15 protein-coding genes and 1 riboswitch are annotated in these 15,434 nt (G+C 71.5%); of the genes, 2 read left to right on the forward strand and 13 right to left on the reverse strand.

The genetic code is table 11. From position 1 onward, the window contains the following. Positions 1-83: 83 nt before the first annotated feature. Both ACZ6ZQ_RS30430 and ACZ6ZQ_RS30435 read right to left on the reverse strand, forming a co-directional pair. On the reverse strand, positions 84-224 hold the full coding sequence (locus tag ACZ6ZQ_RS30430) for an SCO1431 family membrane protein (protein WP_453667182.1): 141 nt from the start codon (positions 222-224) through the stop codon (positions 84-86). A gap of 125 nt (positions 225-349) precedes the next feature. Next, on the reverse strand, positions 350-1,705 hold the full coding sequence (locus ACZ6ZQ_RS30435) for a peptidase C39 family protein (protein WP_469771729.1): 1,356 nt from the start codon (positions 1,703-1,705) through the stop codon (positions 350-352). A gap of 166 nt (positions 1,706-1,871) precedes the next feature. On the opposite strand from ACZ6ZQ_RS30435, the gene ACZ6ZQ_RS30440 reads away from it, so the two are divergent. Beyond that, positions 1,872-2,510, forward strand: a complete 639-nt coding sequence (locus tag ACZ6ZQ_RS30440; RefSeq protein ID WP_469771730.1) for a uridine kinase family protein — start codon at positions 1,872-1,874, stop codon at positions 2,508-2,510. A 381-nt stretch (positions 2,511-2,891) separates the two neighbouring features. Continuing rightward, positions 2,892-4,796, forward strand: a complete 1,905-nt coding sequence (locus tag ACZ6ZQ_RS30445; protein ID WP_469771731.1) for an AAA family ATPase — start codon at positions 2,892-2,894, stop codon at positions 4,794-4,796. Between the two features lie 60 nt (positions 4,797-4,856). On the opposite strand, the gene ACZ6ZQ_RS30450 is transcribed toward ACZ6ZQ_RS30445, so the two are convergent. The 11 genes from ACZ6ZQ_RS30450 to ACZ6ZQ_RS30500 all read right to left on the reverse strand — a co-directional run bounded on the left by ACZ6ZQ_RS30450 (position 4,857) and on the right by ACZ6ZQ_RS30500 (position 15,379). Next, positions 4,857-5,960 carry a hemolysin family protein gene (locus ACZ6ZQ_RS30450; protein WP_469771732.1) on the reverse strand — a complete coding sequence of 368 codons (1,104 nt, stop codon included), beginning with the start codon at positions 5,958-5,960 and terminating at the stop codon, positions 4,857-4,859. Then, positions 5,957-7,297: a hemolysin family protein gene (locus ACZ6ZQ_RS30455; RefSeq protein ID WP_469771733.1), complete on the reverse strand. Its 1,341-nt coding sequence runs from the start codon at positions 7,295-7,297 to the stop codon at positions 5,957-5,959. The genes ACZ6ZQ_RS30450 and ACZ6ZQ_RS30455 overlap by 4 nt, the downstream gene beginning before the upstream one ends. A 184-nt stretch (positions 7,298-7,481) precedes the next feature. Continuing rightward, a complete protein-coding gene (locus ACZ6ZQ_RS30460) occupies positions 7,482-7,940 on the reverse strand; it encodes a PH domain-containing protein (RefSeq protein WP_469771734.1) in 459 nt (152 codons plus the stop codon). Between the two features lie 15 nt (positions 7,941-7,955). Then, complete coding sequence (gene hisG / locus ACZ6ZQ_RS30465; RefSeq protein WP_469771735.1) at positions 7,956-8,804, reverse strand: ATP phosphoribosyltransferase; 849 nt, start codon at positions 8,802-8,804, stop codon at positions 7,956-7,958. 64 nt (positions 8,805-8,868) lie between these two features. After that, a complete protein-coding gene (locus ACZ6ZQ_RS30470) occupies positions 8,869-9,141 on the reverse strand; it encodes a phosphoribosyl-ATP diphosphatase (RefSeq protein WP_093658196.1) in 273 nt (90 codons plus the stop codon). A 33-nt stretch (positions 9,142-9,174) separates the two neighbouring features. Further along, positions 9,175-9,660, reverse strand: coding sequence for a 6,7-dimethyl-8-ribityllumazine synthase (ribH, locus tag ACZ6ZQ_RS30475; protein WP_469771736.1), 486 nt, complete (start codon positions 9,658-9,660; stop codon positions 9,175-9,177). A gap of 28 nt (positions 9,661-9,688) precedes the next feature. Then, the gene (locus tag ACZ6ZQ_RS30480; protein WP_469771737.1) at positions 9,689-10,984 is read right to left on the reverse strand and encodes a bifunctional 3,4-dihydroxy-2-butanone-4-phosphate synthase/GTP cyclohydrolase II; all 1,296 of its coding nucleotides are present in this window, start codon (positions 10,982-10,984) and stop codon (positions 9,689-9,691) included. Further along, on the reverse strand, positions 10,981-11,616 hold the full coding sequence (locus tag ACZ6ZQ_RS30485) for a nicotinamide mononucleotide transporter family protein (protein WP_469771754.1): 636 nt from the start codon (positions 11,614-11,616) through the stop codon (positions 10,981-10,983). The genes ACZ6ZQ_RS30480 and ACZ6ZQ_RS30485 overlap by 4 nt, the downstream gene beginning before the upstream one ends. A 5-nt stretch (positions 11,617-11,621) precedes the next feature. Beyond that, the gene (locus ACZ6ZQ_RS30490) at positions 11,622-12,230 is read right to left on the reverse strand and encodes a riboflavin synthase (protein ID WP_469771738.1); all 609 of its coding nucleotides are present in this window, start codon (positions 12,228-12,230) and stop codon (positions 11,622-11,624) included. Beyond that, positions 12,231-13,307 (reverse strand): bifunctional diaminohydroxyphosphoribosylaminopyrimidine deaminase/5-amino-6-(5-phosphoribosylamino)uracil reductase RibD, encoded by a 1,077-nt coding sequence (gene ribD / locus ACZ6ZQ_RS30495; RefSeq protein ID WP_469771739.1) that lies wholly within the window; start codon positions 13,305-13,307, stop codon positions 12,231-12,233. A gap of 167 nt (positions 13,308-13,474) precedes the next feature. Beyond that, positions 13,475-13,605, reverse strand: a riboswitch (FMN riboswitch). Positions 13,606-14,218: 613 nt separating this feature from the next. Continuing rightward, the gene (locus ACZ6ZQ_RS30500; protein WP_469771755.1) at positions 14,219-15,379 is read right to left on the reverse strand and encodes an ROK family transcriptional regulator; all 1,161 of its coding nucleotides are present in this window, start codon (positions 15,377-15,379) and stop codon (positions 14,219-14,221) included. Between the last annotated feature and the right edge of the window lie 55 nt (positions 15,380-15,434).

Consider the following 15,434-nt stretch of genomic DNA (forward strand, 5'->3'; position numbering starts at 1 on the left):
GGGATCGAAGGGGGCGGGGAGCCGGTCGGCTCGCCGCCCCCTCTGTCACCGGAGTCCGGGGTCGGTCACCGCGCTCCGGTCCGTCACAGCAGTCCGGCCTGGGTGACCAGCATCGCGAAGACGACCACGAGGGTCCAGCCCAGGATGTGTTCGAGGATCTTGGGGCCGTCGTCCTTGGGGCCCCCGGTGCGGGCCCGGGTGGCGGTGGCGGTGGTCGCGGTCATGGCTGCTCGCTCGGTCGTCGTCGTGGTCGTGGACGTCCCCCCGCTGGCATACCGGTCCACAGTGCCAGGCGCTCGGCCCGCGGGCAGTGACACCGGTCACCGCCCGCAGGCCCGGAACGCGTGCGTCAGCTGATGCCGAGGGCGGCAAGAGCCTTGCGCTGGGCGGCTGTCGGCTGCTCCGGCCAGTACAGGTAGCACACGCCCCCTGTGCCGGACACCACTTTCCCGCTCGCGTTGTACCGCTTCGTCCGCAGCCAGATCCTCTCCCACTCCGCCCGCTGGTAGACCCGGCGGACGGCCGCGTTGCTCGGCGACGCCGGATCGTTGGCGATCACATCGCCGTCGGCGGTGAACCCGACCACGGTCATCAGATGCCCCGAGGTCCCGTATCCGGCGCCGGTCAGCTCCTCCTTGATGAACGACTGGGACGTTATGGCCGGGATCCCGGCCTGTACGAGCGTCTCCAGGTCACCGAGCGACTCCAGCCGGGTCACAACGGCGTTCATGTCCTGGTACGTGGCCGCGTAGGCCGCGTTGAAGGGCCAGTTGCCGCAGCCGTCGTACTGGTAGTCGAACGTGCTCCGGGCCGCGTGGCAGATCTGCGGGTCGGCGAAGGAGGGGTTCACCCAGGCGAGATCCTCGGCCGTGGGCTTCCTGCCCCAGTACTCGATGATCATCTGCGAGGAGGTGGGACTGCACCAGGCCTCGCCGCCGTTGTCGTACTCGGGGTACTGCCCGACGTGGGTGTTCTGCGAGTAGCGCGGCACCGCCAGCTCGCGGGCGACCAGTGGCGCGGAGGCGGGCACGGTGAAGCGGTCGGGGATGTCGGAGGCCATGGCTCCCACCCGCCAGACGGTGGGGGTGAGATCCGTGCCGGGTGTGCGGTGGAGCGTGAGGCGCAGCCGGTAGGAGGCCAGCCGCAGCCCGCTTGCCGGGTCGTCGACCGAGAAGGTGTCGGTCCAGATGGTGCTCCTGCCGTCGGTCTGGTCGTCGACGGAGGTGCGCCGGATGTCGCCGTCGCCCGACGCCCAGCGGCCCATGACGAACCACGGGGTCCTGGTGCCGTCCGAGTACGTGCCGGAGAGCTCGGTCTGCAGCCACGTGCCGGGCGGGGTGCGGGCGTTCCAGGAGGCGATGACCTCGGTCGCGGGAACACCGGCGCGATGCTCGGGCGAGGTCCAGGTCGCGTACTCCCAGGCCTTCGTCGTCCCGGTGTGCGGATCCGGGTACTCGGTGCGCCCGGCGGGTGCGGCGATCACCAGGCCCGGCCGCCGGCCGGGAACGGCGCGGGTGCCGTCCTGTTCGCCGCCGCGCCAGTCGGTGTGGGACGTCCAGAAGCGGTTGTCGACGAGCGGGCGCTGCAGGGTGGAGGGGGCCGGAGCGCCGGCGGCCGCGGGCGCGGCGGAGGTGAGCGCGGTCCCGCCGGCCGCGGCGGCCAGTGCGGCGGTCAGTACGGCTCTGCGCGAAGCAGGTCTGGGCATGGGACCTCCGGGACGTCTCGGGCGCGATTGGGCAACTATCCCGGGTCGTGCGCGCCTTCTGCCAGCGATCCGCCTCGTGCCGCCCCACCAATATTGGTCTCGACCAGTGGAGTGACCTGCGGCGGCCCGCGATCGCCCGCCGAGGCGGCCCCTTAGGGTGGCCCCTATGAACCCCCTCGTCCCCCTCGACAGCGCCGCCGCAGAACTGCGCAGCCTGGCGCCGTCCTGCGGCCCGGTCCGGCTGATCGCGGTCGACGGTCACGCGGGCTCCGGAAAGAGCACGTTCGCCGCCCTGCTCGCCGGGGCGCTCGGCGGCGCGCCCGTGCTCCGCCTCGACGATCTGGCCACGCACGACGAACTCTTCGAATGGACCGGCCGGCTGCTCGACCAGGTGATCGGCCCGCTGTCCCGCGGCGACAGCGCGCTCTACGAACCGTACGACTGGCATCGGCGCCGCTTCGGGAACCCCCGTACGCTGCCCGCCGCACCGGTCGTCCTGATCGAGGGGGTCGGCGCCGGCCGCCGGGCCCTGCGCCCCCATCTCGCCCGCCTCCTCTGGATGGACCGGGGCCCGCGCGAGTCCTGCATCCGCGGGCGCCACCGCGACGGGCCGGCGCTCTCCGGATTCTGGGACGGCTGGACCGTGGCGGAGACTCGCCATTTCGCCGAGGACCCGTCGCGGCCGTACGCCGACACGCTGGTACGCGAGTGGCCCGAGGGATACGGGTGGCTTCCGGGGCCCCACGTGACAGCGGGAGCGAACCACTTCCTCACGGAACGTGACCAGCTCTCCCCTCCGTACTGAGCAGTCGGAAATCCACCCCGCCGAGTGCCTCAACTCGGCTTGACCGAGGGGCCATACAGGTCTTACGTTCTCAATGTGCAGCTTTCCGGAGCTGCCGAGACGCGAGGCCCCCGGTTGTTCCCCCGTGATCGGGGGCTTCGTTCTGTCCTCATCGCGCTTCCTCAGCGCTTTTCCCGCACCCCTCGCTCACCCAGGGTCACCGTCTGCGGGACGCACGCCCGGCCTCGCGCCGCCCTCGCGCCACCCTTAATCACCCGCCCCCTGCGCAGGTACGATGCACCTCTGTGCGGTCAATTCCCGTCCGCGAGAAGGTGGTTCAGCACGCTCCGACGGGCGCCCGCCCGGCGGGAGGTCACGGGGGCACGGTATGTGGGGGACCCGATGGACATCGGCACGCAGGGCGCGCTGGCCCCGGCCGACCTCGCCTGGGTGCGCGGCGTGGACGCCTACACCATGGGCGCGTACCCGCAGGCGGAAGAGGAATTCAGGACCGCGGTGCGGCTCGACCCCGCGATGGCGGACGGCTGGCTCGGCCTGCACGCGCTGCGCGTCGACACCACCACCGCCCTGCTGCGGATGTTCCGCAACCGGGAGCGCTTCGGCGAGCAGCGGTCCCGCCACCGGCGCACGCTGAACTCCTGGTACTGGCTGGGCTGGTGGGTCCAGCCGGTGCTGGAGAGCCCGCGCGATCTATTGCTCGCGCACGCCTCGCACTGGCTCGACGGCCGCCATGTGCCCGAGCTCGACCAGGCTCTCGCCGGTCTGCCGCCCGTCGACGCCGACCCTCAGGTGCGGTTTCTGCACGCCTGCCGGGCGTATCTGGTCAAGGACTGGGATCAGCTCGTCCGGCACACCGAGCCGCTCGTCCATGATCCGCTGCTCGGGATCGAGGCCGGGCTGTTCGGCGGCATGGCGCGGGTCCGGCTGGAGATGTACGGGCAGGCCGAGCCGTTGCTGTCCACCGCGCTGATGCGCTGTCGCAGCGAGCAGCCGCAGCGCAAGGAGCTGCGGTACTGGCTGGCGCGCGCCCATGAGGGCACGGGGCGCAGCGCGGCCGCGCTGCCGCTGTACCGGGCGGTGCACCGGGTCGATCCGGCCTTCATGGACACCTCCGCGCGGCTCGCGGCGATCGCCGAGTACGACGGGATCGACGGCACCGACGAGTCGGTCGGTGTGGCATCGGTGTCGCTGGCGGGCGCGGGTTTCGGGCAGGAAGCGGCGGACGCCCAGTCGGCCGAGACGGAGCCTCCGCTCGTACCCGAGCCGCGGCTCGGCGCAGACCCGCAGACCCAGCTCGGCGGTGCGGTACCGGCCGGACCGCCGGACGGCGTACGGGAGAAGACGGCCCTGCCGCCCCAGCCGGCGCCCACGCAGTTCCCCTCCGGCGCGACGGATTCCGTGCTGCTCGCCGATGCGCTCGCGGAACTGGAGCGGATGGTGGGCCTGGAGCCGGTGAAGCGGCAGGTGAAGGCTCTCTCCGCGCAGCTGAACATGGCCCGGCTGCGGGCCGGGCAGGGTCTGCCGGTACAGCCCCCGAAACGCCACTTCGTCTTCTCCGGCCCCTCCGGCACGGGCAAGACCACCGTGGCCCGCATCCTCGGCCGGGTCTTCTACGCGCTCGGGCTGCTCGGCGGGGACCATCTCGTGGAGGCGCAGCGGTCCGATCTGGTCGGTGAGTTCCTCGGCCAGACCGCCGTGAAGGCGAACGAACTGATCGACTCCGCCCTCGGCGGGGTGCTGTTCGTGGACGAGGCGTACTCCCTCTCCAACTCCGGCTACAGCAAGGGCGACGCCTACGGCGACGAGGCGCTGCAGGTGCTGCTGAAGCGCGCCGAGGACAACCGCGACCATCTGGTCGTCATCCTCGCGGGCTATCCCGAGGGCATGGACCGGCTCCTCGCCGCCAACCCCGGGCTGTCCTCCCGCTTCACCACACGGGTGGACTTCCCGTCGTACCGCCCGCTGGAACTGACCGCCATCGGCGAGGTGCTCGCCGCGGGCAACGGCGACCTGTGGGACGAGGAGGCACTGGACGAGCTGCGGTCGATCAGCGGCCATGTGGTCGACCAGGGCTGGATCGACGAGCTGGGCAACGGGCGGTTCCTGCGCACGCTGTACGAGAAGAGCTGCGCGTACCGGGATCTGCGGCTGTCGGGGTACGCCGGCACTCCGACCCGCGAGGATCTGGCGACGCTGCGGCTCGCCGACCTGATGCAGGCGTACGGGGAGGTGCTGTCGGGCCGCGGTCCGGTGGACCGCGGCCCGCAGGACCCTACGGGGCCGTGACGCCGTACGCCCGTGCGGGACGGGTGCGCCGGCCCGTTCGGCGGGCCGGCGTCTGTGCCGTCAGACGCCGGACGGGCTGAGCGGGGGGTGAGCCCCCACCGTGCCCTCGGGGCGCCGGGGCGCCGGGGCCGGGGCGCGGTGGGCAGGGTCCCGCACCTCGCCCACCAGCATCTCCAGCACGTCCTCAAGGGCGACCAGTCCGAGCACCCGGCCCGATGCGTCCGCGACCTGCGCCAGATGGGTGGCGGCGCGGCGCATCACGGTGAGGGCGTCGTCCAGCGGCAGCTCGGCCCGCAGCGTGGCCATGGGGCGCCAGACGTGCTGCGGTACGGCCCGGTCGTCGTCCTCCATGTCGAGGACGTCCTTGACGTGCAGATAGCCCATGAAGGGGCCGCTGCCCTCGCCGCACACCGGGAAGCGCGAGTAGCCCGTCCGTACGGTGAGCTCCTCGATCTGCCGGGCCGTCACCGACGGGGGCACGGTCACCAGGGCCGACCGGGTGATGAGGACGTCCGTCACCGGGCGGCTGCCCAGCTCCAGTGCGTCTTCGAGCAGATCCTGCTCCTCCCGCTCCAGCAGTCCCGCCTGGCCCGCGTCCTCGACCAGCCGGCCGAGCTGGTCGCTGGTGAAGACCGCCTCCACCTCGTCCTTGGGCTCGACGCGGAACAGCCTGAGCACCAGCCGGGCACAGGCGCCGAGCGACACCGTCACCGGACGGCACAGCCGGGCGAAGCCGACCAGCGCGGGGCTGAGCCAGAGGGAGGTCTTCTCCGGGGCGGCCATCGCCAGGTTCTTCGGGAGCATCTCGCCGATGACGAGATGCAGGAAGACGACGACGGCGAGGGCGATGACGTAGCCGAGCGGATGGATGAGGCTCTCGGGGACATGCGCCGCGTGGAAGACCGGCTCCAGGAGATGCGCCACGGTCGGCTCCGCCACCGCGCCGAGGGTCAGCGAACAGACGGTGATGCCGAACTGCGCCGCGGCCATCATCTGCGGCAGGTTCTCCAGCCCGTGCAGCACTTGGCGGGCCCGCGAGGAGCCCGCGGCCGCGAGCGGTTCGATCTGGCTGCGGCGTACGGACACGAGTGCGAACTCCGCGCCGACGAAGAAGCCGTTGGCGAGCACGAGCAGCAACGCGAACAGCAGTTGGAGGACGCTCATCGCACGGCCTCCACGGCGGCCTGCACATCCGCGGTCCGCACGAGCCGGACCCGCTCGGCCCGGTACCGGTCCACCTGCCGTACGGAGAGCCGCCAGCCGGGCAGGTCGGCCCGGTCGCCGGGCGCCGGGATCCGGCCGAGGAGATCGGCGACCAGCCCGGCGACGGTCTCGTACGGCCCGTCGGGTACGTCGAGACCTATCCGCCGCAGGGTGAGGACGCGGCAGCTGCCGTCGGCCTCCCATGCCGGATTGCCGTCCTCGGGAGCGGCCGGGGCCAGCTCGGGCCTGCCGTCCCCTTCGGCGTCGTGCTCGTCGCGGACCTCGCCGACGAGCTCCTCGACGATGTCCTCCAGGGTGACGACGCCGGCCGTGCCGCCGTACTCGTCGACGACGACAGCTATCGGCTGTTCGCTGCGCAGCTGCTCCAGCAGCTGCCGTACGGGCAGGGTCTCGGGCACCAGCAGCGGCGGGACGGCGATGCGGCCGACCGGGGTACGCAGCCGCTGATGTGCCTGGACGGCCAGTGCGTCCTTCAGATGGACCATGCCGACGATCTCGTCGATGCGGTCCCGGTAGACGGGGAAGCGGGAGAGTCCGGTGGCGCGGGTGAGGTTGAGAACGTCCGCAGCGGTCGCGTCGGACTGGAGGGCGCTCATCTTCACGCGCGGGGTCATCACATGCTGGGCGGTGAGATGCCCGAGCGACAGGGTTCGTACGAACAGATCCGCCGTGTCCTGTTCGATTGCCCCGGCGCGGGCCGAGTGACGGGCGAGGGAGACCAGTTCACCGGGGGTGCGGGCGGAGGCCAGCTCCTCCTTGGGCTCCACGCCGAGCGCCCGGACGAGCCGGTTGGCGACGGCGTTGAGCAGTGCGATCACGGGCCGGAAGACGGTCGAGAAGCGGTGCTGCGGGCCGGCCACGAACCGGGCGACCTGCAACGGCCTGGAGACCGCCCAGTTCTTCGGGACGAGCTCGCCGATGACCATCTGCACGGCGGAGGCGAGGAGCATCCCGATCCCGACGGCGACGCCGGGGACGGCCGCGTCCGGTATCCCCGCCGCGGTGAGCGGTGGGTCGAGCAGCTGTGCGAGCGCGGGCTCGGCGAGCATGCCGACGACGAGGGAAGTGATGGTGATGCCGAGCTGGGTGCCCGACAGCTGGAACGACAGCTCGCGCAGGGCTCGGACGACGCCCCTGGCACGACGGTCGCCCTCGGCGGCGGCACGCTCGGCGTCAGCGCGCTCCACGGTGACGAGGCCGAACTCGGCGGCCACGAAGAACCCGTTGGCGAGGATGAGAAGGAATGCCGCGCAGAGCAGCAGTAGCGGGATGATCATGCCGCCGCCTCCTGGGAGGGGGCGGCGCAGGTACTACCGGACGATCCGTCCATTGCTGGAGGGAGTCACTCCTCGGGTCGCAGTTGGCCTCACGGGCCACTGTGGCCACGCGGGTGTGAGGCGGAGGCGCACTCGGCGCCTCCGCCTCAAGAGTAATCACGAGCCTGCCCCGCGGGGCAGGGGCTCAGCCGTTGTCCATGCCGGTTCCCCTGGATTCGGCGAGGGCGCGCAGGGCCCGTGCGTCACGGATCGCGTGCTGACGGGCGATTCCCGGCTGGATTCCGAGGACCGGGAGGCTGGTGCCGTCACTCAGATCGAGGAACACCCAGGGGTCACCCGGTCGGAGGTTGACACGGAGGATCTCCGCCCACTCCAGCCGGCGGGTGCGGGTGAGATTGACGACGGTGACGCCCTGGTCGTCGGCGACGACCTTGGGACGGCTGAGCAGGGCCAGTACGCCGAAGAAGACCGACGCGGTGAAGACGAAGCTGATCCGTTCACCCGGGCCGAGCTTCTCCAGCGCCAGCGCGACGGCCGTGATGACGGCGAACATCACGGTGCCGACCGACAGCAGGACGGCCCGGGTGCGGGTCGGCCTGAAGGTCACCGGCAGGGTGGGAAGCTCCTGTTGTTCCACAGACATGATCCGTGCCGGTCCTCAGAGACGGCAGGCGTGGATCGCCGTGGTCAGGATCGCGCGGGCGCCCAGCTCGTAGAGGTCGTCCATGATCCGCTGCGCCTCCTTGGCGGGGACCATCGCACGGACGGCGACCCAGCCCTCGTTGTGCAGCGGGGAGACGGTCGGCGATTCGAGGCCCGGGGTGAGGGCGACGGCCTGCTCCAGGTTCTCGACGCGGCAGTCGTAGTCCATCATCACGTAGCTCCGGGCCACGAGGACGCCCTGAAGGCGGCGCAGGAACTGCTGCACCTTGGGATCGTCCGCCTTGGCACCCGTGCGGCGGATGACGACGGCCTCGGAGGTGAGGATCGGCTCACCGATGACGCCGAGTCCGGCGTTGCGCAGGCTGGTGCCGGTCTCCACGACATCGGCGATGACCTGGGCGACGCCCAGCTCGATCGCGGTCTCGACGGCGCCGTCGAGGTGGACGACGGAGGCGTCGACGCCGTTGTCCGCGAGGTGCTTGGCGACGATGCCCTCGTACGAGGTGGCGATCGTCAGCCCGCCGAAGTCCTCGACGCCGGAGGCGGTACCGGGCTTGGTGGCGTAGCGGAAGGTCGAGCGGGCGAAGCCGAGCTGGAGGATCTCCTCGGCGTTCGCGCCGGAGTCGAGGAGCAGATCGCGGCCGGTGATGCCGATGTCGAGGCGGCCCGAGCTGACATAGATCGCGATGTCGCGGGGGCGCAGATAGAAGAACTCGACCTCGTTCTCCGGGTCGACGAGCACAAGCTCCTTGGAGTCCTTGCGCTGGAGGTAGCCCGCCTCATGGAGCATCTCCCCCGCAGGTCCGGAGAGTGAACCCTTGTTGGGGACGGCGATGCGCAGCATGGGGCGGGCTTCCTTCGCTCGGAGAGTGGGAACCGTCTGAGGCTTTTGCTCAGAGGAATGCGTGTCAGAGGTGGGCGTAGACGTCGTCAAGGGAGATCCCCCGGGCGACCATCATCACCTGGACGTGGTACAGCAGCTGCGAGATCTCCTCGGCTGCGGCTTCCTTGCCCTCGTACTCGGCGGCCATCCACACTTCGGCGGCCTCCTCGACGACCTTCTTGCCGATGGCATGGACACCCTTGTCCACCAGCTCGGCGGTGCGGGAGGTGGCGGGATCGCCGTTGGCGGCCTTGTGCTGGAGCTCGGCGAAGAGCTCCTCGAAAGTCTTCTTGGACATGGTGGTCCCACCCTACGCGGAAGTGGCCTCTCCTCAGCGCCAGGGTTCAGATACTGAACGCAGCGTCGCCGCGGTGGCCACAGCGGCGGTGACCGCCTCGTGCCCCTTGTCCTCGTTGGAGCCCTCCAGCCCGGCCCGGTCGAGCGCCTGCTCCTCGGTGTCGCAGGTCAGTACGCCGAAGCCGACGGGGACACCCGTGTCGATGGAGACCTGGGTGAGGCCCTGGGTGACGCCCTGGCACACATACTCGAAGTGGGGGGTACCGCCACGGATCACGACACCCAGCGCGACGATCGCGTCATAGCCCCGGCCGGCCAGCACCTTGGCGACAACGGGGAGCTCGAAGCTGCCGGGGACCCGCAGCAGGGTCGGCTCGTCGATGCCGAGCTCGTGCAGGGCGCGCAGGGCGCCGTCGACGAGTCCGTCCATGATCTTCTCGTGCCACTGGGCCGCGATGACCGCCACGCGGAGGTCTCCGCAGTTGCGTACGGACAGTTCGGGTGCGCCCTTGCCGCTCACGTTTCTCCTCGTTCCGTTTCTTGCTGTCTTACTGGTTGCCGCAGGTCGACGCGGTGGCGGCGTCGAGCCAGGGCAGATCGTGTCCCATCCGGTCCCGCTTGGTGCGCAGATACCGCAGGTTGTGCTCGCCCGCCTGCACCGGCATGGCCTCGCGGCCCTCGACCTTCAGACCGTGCCGCACCAGCGCGCTGATCTTGTCGGGGTTGTTGGTCATCAGCCGGAGGCTGCGTACGCCGAGGTCGACGAGGATCTGCGCGCCCGCGGCGTAGTCCCGGGCGTCGGCGGGCAGGCCGAGCTCCAGGTTGGCGTCCAGCGTGTCGCGGCCGCGCTCCTGCAGTTCGTAGGCCCGCAGCTTGGACAGCAGACCGATGCCGCGGCCCTCGTGGCCGCGGAGGTAGACGACCACTCCGCGCCCGGCCTCGGTGATGCGCTCCATGGAGGCCTGCAGCTGGGGGCCGCAGTCGCAGCGCAGCGAGTGGAAGATGTCCCCGGTCAGGCACTCGGAGTGGACGCGGACGAGGACGTCCTCGCCGTCTCCGATGTCGCCGTGGACGAGGGCGACATGCTCGACTCCGTCGACGGTGGAGCGGTAGCCGTACGCCGTGAAGGCGCCGTGCGCGGTGGGCAGGCTGACCTCCGCCTCGCGGCGGACGGTCGGCTCGGAGCTGCGGCGGTAGGCGATCAGGTCTTCGATGGAGATGATCGTAAGGCCGTGCTTGCGGGCGAACGGGATCAACTCGGGCAGCCGCAGCATGACGCCGTCCTCGCCGGCGATCTCCACGATCGCCCCGGCGGGGCGCAGCCCCGCGAGCCGGGCGAGGTCGACGGCGGCCTCGGTGTGGCCGTTGCGTACGAGGACACCACCGGGCTTGGCGCGCAGCGGGAAGACATGGCCGGGGCGCACGAAGTCGGTCGGCTCGGCGGTACCGCTCGCCAGCAGCTGGAGGGTGGTGGCCCGGTCGGCGGCGGAGATGCCGGTGGTCACGCCGTACACGGGAGCGGCGTCGACGGAGACGGTGAAGGCCGTGCTCATCGACTCGGTGTTGTGGTCGACCATCTGCGGCAGCTGAAGTCGCTCCAGCTCGTCGCTCTCCATGGGCGCGCAGATCAGCCCGCGGCACTCGCTCATCATGAAGGCGACGATCTCGGGCGTGGCCTTCTCGGCGGCGATGACGAGGTCGCCCTCGTTCTCACGGTCCTCGTCGTCGACGACCACGACGGGCCGGCCCGCGGCGATGTCACGGATGGCCTGCTCGACGGGGTCGAGGGCGAATCCCTCGGTGTCGTCGTTGTCCGTCGGGTACCAGGTGGGCAGAGCACTCATGCTGCTGCTCCTTCCAGAACGGGGGTGCGGGACCGGAGCCACCAGTCGCGCAGGCCCCACAGGACGAGCGCGCCGTAGATGACGTAGACGAAGCCGGAGAAGGCGAAGCCGTTGGCGAAGTTGAGCGGTACGCCGACCAGGTCGACGAGCAGCCAGGCGAACCAGAACTCGACCATGCCGCGTGCCTGGGCGTACATGGCGACCAGCGTGCCGACGAAGATGTACGCGTCGGGCCAAGGGTCCCAGGACAGCGACGGGTACGCGGTGAACAGCCCGCCGACGGCGAGGGTGCCGACGACGGCCGCGCCGGCCATCACCCCGCGCTCGCGCCAGGTGGCGAAGCGGACGGCGATCGAACCGTCCTGGGCCTGCTGCCGGCCGCGGGTCCACTGCCAGTAGCCCCATGCCGCGACGGCCATGACGACGACCTGCTTGCCGGCGCTGCCCGTCAGGTGGGACGTGGCGAACGCGGCGAAGAGGATGACGCCGGACGCGAACTGGGCGGGCCAGGTCCATATCGAGCGCCGCCAGCCGAGTGCGAGCGCGGTCAGGCCGACGATGTTGCCGATCATGTCGGACCACTTGATGTGCTGGCCGAAGGCGGTGAAGGCCTCCGAGTTCAGCCAGTCCAGGGCGCTCACTTCGCGCTCTCCTTGGCGTCGGCGCCGAGCAGCCGCTCGACGTACTTGGCAATGACGTCGACCTCGAGGTTGACCGGGTCGCCGGGCTGCTTGATGCCGAGCGTGGTCAGCGCGAGGGTGGTGGGGATCAGGCTGATGGTGAAGTAGTCGGGGCCCGCGTCGACGACGGTGAGGCTCACTCCGTCGACGGTGATGGAGCCCTTCTCGACGACGTACCGTGTGAGGTCCGCAGGGAGCGAGATCTTGACGATCTCCCAGTTCTCGGACGGCTTGCGGTCGACGATGGTGCCGGTGCCGTCGACGTGTCCCTGGACGATGTGGCCGCCGAGCCGGCCGCCGACGGCCATCGGCCGCTCCAGGTTGACGCGGGAGCCGGCGGCGAGCGCACCGAGGCTGGAGCGGTTCAGCGTCTCGGCCATCACGTCGGCGGTGAACTCTCCGTCGGCGGTGTCCACGACGGTGAGGCACACGCCGTTGACGGCGATGGAGTCTCCGTGCTTCGCGCCGTCGGTGACGACAGGGCCGCGCAGGCGGAAGCGGGAGGCGTCGCCGAGGTCCTCGACCGCGGTGACCTCACCCAGCTCTTCGACGATTCCGGTGAACACTCAAGCTCCCTTGGGGACGGTCGCGGTGATGCGAAGATCGGGGCCGATCCGGACGGTCTCGGTCACGTCGAGCCGCAACGCTTCGGTGATGGTGGTGATTCCGGCGTCGGCGAGGGCCGGGCGGCCCTCGCCGAGGAGTACGGGCGCGAGGTAGCCGACGACTCGATCGACGGCTCCCGCAGCGATGAAGGACCCGGCGAGAGCCGGTCCGCCTTCGAGGAGTACGGAGCGGACGCCTCGTTCGTACAGGGCGTCCAGCAGTGCGGTGACGGACAGACCACGGCCGTCCCTGGGCAGCCGCAGGACATCCGGGAGGTCGCTCTCCGCGTCCTCGGCGACCGCGATCAGGGTCGGGGCGGCATCGTCGAGGACACGGGCGCCGGGCTTGACGGCGGTGGCGTCGGTGTCGACGACGACGCGCAGTGGCTGTACGGCGCCGTCGACACCCCGCACGGCGAGGTGCGGGTCGTCGGCGCGCGCCGTACCGGAGCCGACGATCACGGCATCGGCCTCGGCACGCAGCCGGTGGACGTCGGCGCGGGACTCGGGGGAGCTGATCCAGCGGCTGGTGCCGTCTGCGGCGGCGATACGACCGTCGAGGGTGGCGGCGTACTTCCACAGGACGTAGGGACGGCCCAGGCGTACAGAGGTGAGCCAGGCGATGTTGCCGGCTTCGGCCTCGTCGGTGAGGAGCCCGGACCCGACCTGGACGCCGGCCGCGCGCAGTGTGCCGGCACCGCCGGTGGCCTGCGGGTTCGGGTCGGCGACGGCGTACACGACCCGGGCGATCCCGGCGTCGGCGAGCGCCTGCGCACAGGGGCCGGTGCGACCGGTGTGGTTGCAGGGTTCGAGGGTGACGTACGCGGTGCCGCCGCGGGCGCGCTCGCCCGCGTCGCGGAGGGCGTGGATCTCGGCGTGCGGGCCGCCGGCGCGCTGGTGGAACCCCTCGCCCACGCGCTGTCCGGACGCGTCGGTGATGACGCACCCGACGACCGGGTTGGGGCTGGTGGAGCCGAGTCCGCGGGCGGCGAGCTCAATGGCTCGGCGCATCGCGTCTGCGTCGGCTGCGGTGGCCACCGGGTCCTCCTGCCTCTTCGGGCACGGACTCCGGGGCTGTCGATGACGACAGAGAAAGCGGAACAACACCTCACGGGAACGCCGGGCCTGACGGAACCGACCGTCCTTGAGAATCTCCCGCAAGGACGATCAGCCACAGACGGCCGACGGACCACGAGGGTCGCCCACCGCGCACTGCCTCCCATCCGGACTTTCACCGTCGGTCCAGGAATTTCACCTGGTCAACCGGCCGCTGGATGCGGACGGGTCGCGGACTGTAACCGCCGGTTCGGAATTACACCGACCCCGGAGTGCGCTGCTGCTGATACAGGGCCAGTGTGCCACGCCTGATTGCGGGCCATGCGAGCGAATCGCTGTGTCCTGACTCACAACTGACAGCGACGAGGCCGGCACTCCGGGAACTCGCCGCCCGGCAGCTCGCTCCGGACGGGCTTGGCGCCGGGCGCCCGTGATCCACGTCCCGGCGGGGGGGTGAGGTCTCGGACGGCGGCGTGCGGGTCGGCGCCGTCCACCCGAAAGGCGGGCCAGGCGCCGCCGGGCGGACGAGGCTTCGAGGACACGACCCAGCGCCCCGCCGGGGCCCCGTCGAGCGGTCCGGGCACGCTCCAGGGCATAGGTCACACGCAGTTGATCCAGGCCTATTGACCCACTGGTCTAGTCCTTTTACTCTCTGCGTACCTCACTGGATCCGGCCTGCCGGTGCTGGCCCCGTCGTGGCCCAACGCGGCTCAATCGGCGTCCGGTTGACCGTGACGCGAAGCAGCAGCGACGGAGCCTGGGGGCGCCGGGGACCGGGGTGCCCCAGGAGCACCCCGGAGCGTGCCGGCCTGCGAGAACGCCCGGCGGCGGTTACCGGCCCTTGCCGCCGCCGGGTCCCCCGGCGCATGGCCGGCCCGTACCGCGATCGGGCCTCAGGCGCCCGGGGCGAAGAGTTCGGCCTGGGCCGCGTCGCGGGCGGCGAGGAGGGCTCCTCGTAGCACCGCCTCGCCGCCCAGCGCCGCCGTACGGATCTCGGTGTGCAGGGGTGACAGCGTGGCGAGACGCGCCTCGACCCGGGCGGCGAGGGCCGCGCCGCCGGCGTGGCCGATCTCGCCGCCGAGGACCACGCACCCCGGGTCCAGTACGGCGGCCACGGCGGCGGCACCGACTGCCAGGCGGTCGGCGAGCGCGTCCAGGAAGGGCGCGCCGCGCGGTTCCGGCTTCGCCGCGGCAGCGCGTACCGCCTCTTCGGCGTCGCCGTCGATGCCGTACCGGGCGGCGAGTTCACGGACCGCGACCGCCCCCGCCAGCGCGTGGAAGCCGGCGTCGCAGCCGGTGGCGGACGGCAGGCCGCCGGTGCCCGGGACCGGAAGGAAACCGATCTCACCGGCGCCGCCCGACGCCCCGCGGCGCAGCGCGCCGCCGAGGACGACCGCCGCGCCGACCCCCTGACCGAGCCAGAGCAGGACGAAGTCGTCCAGGTCGCGCGCGGCGCCGAGGCGCTGTTCCGCGACGGCCGCCAGATTGGTCTCGTTCTCCACGAGCACGGTGGCGGGGAGACGATCCTGCAGGGCGCCGACGAGCCTGCGGTGCCAGGCGGGCAGTCCGGAGGAGTCACGGAGCTCACCGGTGACGGGGTCGATCAGCCCCGGCGCACCGATGCCGACACTGTGCAGCCGCGCCACGCCGGCCTCGCGCGCGGTGCGCTCCAGGAGTGCGACGGCCCGCTCCACGGCCGGTTCAGTGCCGGTGTCGCGGCCGATCGGGAGGGTCGCCTCGGCAAGGGTCGTGCCGACCAGATCCGCGACGACGACCGAGACGCCCTGGGTGCGCACATCGAGCGCGGCCAGATGTGCACGGTCGGCGATAATCCCGTACAACCGCGCGTTCGGGCCGCGGCGCTGCGCACCCGTCTCACCGACGACATGGATCAGCCCCGACCCCTGCAGCCGCTCGACGAGGTCGGCGACCGTCGGCCGGGAGAGGCCGGTCAAGGTCTTCAGCTGACCTGCCGTCAACGGGCCCTCGTCCTGCAGGAGTCGCAGGGCGAGCCGGTCGTTGATGGCCCGGGCGGTACTCGGGGACGCGGGCATACCGGGTGCGGGCATACCGGGATCCTTCCAGATCGCCACCGCCCGACGTGGCGGG

Source organism: Streptomyces sp. NPDC053673 (genome assembly GCF_055585225.1).

Coding starts and splice junctions, on each gene's coding strand:
- ACZ6ZQ_RS30430 (WP_453667182.1), bottom strand. CDS start 224: ATGACCGCGACCACCGCCACCGCCACCCGGGCCCGCACCGGGGGCCCC.
- ACZ6ZQ_RS30435 (WP_469771729.1), bottom strand. CDS start 1,705: ATGCCCAGACCTGCTTCGCGCAGAGCCGTACTGACCGCCGCACTGGCC.
- ACZ6ZQ_RS30440 (WP_469771730.1), top strand. CDS start 1,872: ATGAACCCCCTCGTCCCCCTCGACAGCGCCGCCGCAGAACTGCGCAGC.
- ACZ6ZQ_RS30445 (WP_469771731.1), top strand. CDS start 2,892: ATGGACATCGGCACGCAGGGCGCGCTGGCCCCGGCCGACCTCGCCTGG.
- ACZ6ZQ_RS30450 (WP_469771732.1), bottom strand. CDS start 5,960: ATGAGCGTCCTCCAACTGCTGTTCGCGTTGCTGCTCGTGCTCGCCAAC.
- ACZ6ZQ_RS30455 (WP_469771733.1), bottom strand. CDS start 7,297: ATGATCATCCCGCTACTGCTGCTCTGCGCGGCATTCCTTCTCATCCTC.
- ACZ6ZQ_RS30460 (WP_469771734.1), bottom strand. CDS start 7,940: ATGTCTGTGGAACAACAGGAGCTTCCCACCCTGCCGGTGACCTTCAGG.
- hisG (WP_469771735.1), bottom strand. CDS start 8,804: ATGCTGCGCATCGCCGTCCCCAACAAGGGTTCACTCTCCGGACCTGCG.
- ACZ6ZQ_RS30470 (WP_093658196.1), bottom strand. CDS start 9,141: ATGTCCAAGAAGACTTTCGAGGAGCTCTTCGCCGAGCTCCAGCACAAG.
- ACZ6ZQ_RS30480 (WP_469771737.1), bottom strand. CDS start 10,984: ATGAGTGCTCTGCCCACCTGGTACCCGACGGACAACGACGACACCGAG.
- ACZ6ZQ_RS30500 (WP_469771755.1), bottom strand. CDS start 15,379: ATGCCCGCGTCCCCGAGTACCGCCCGGGCCATCAACGACCGGCTCGCC.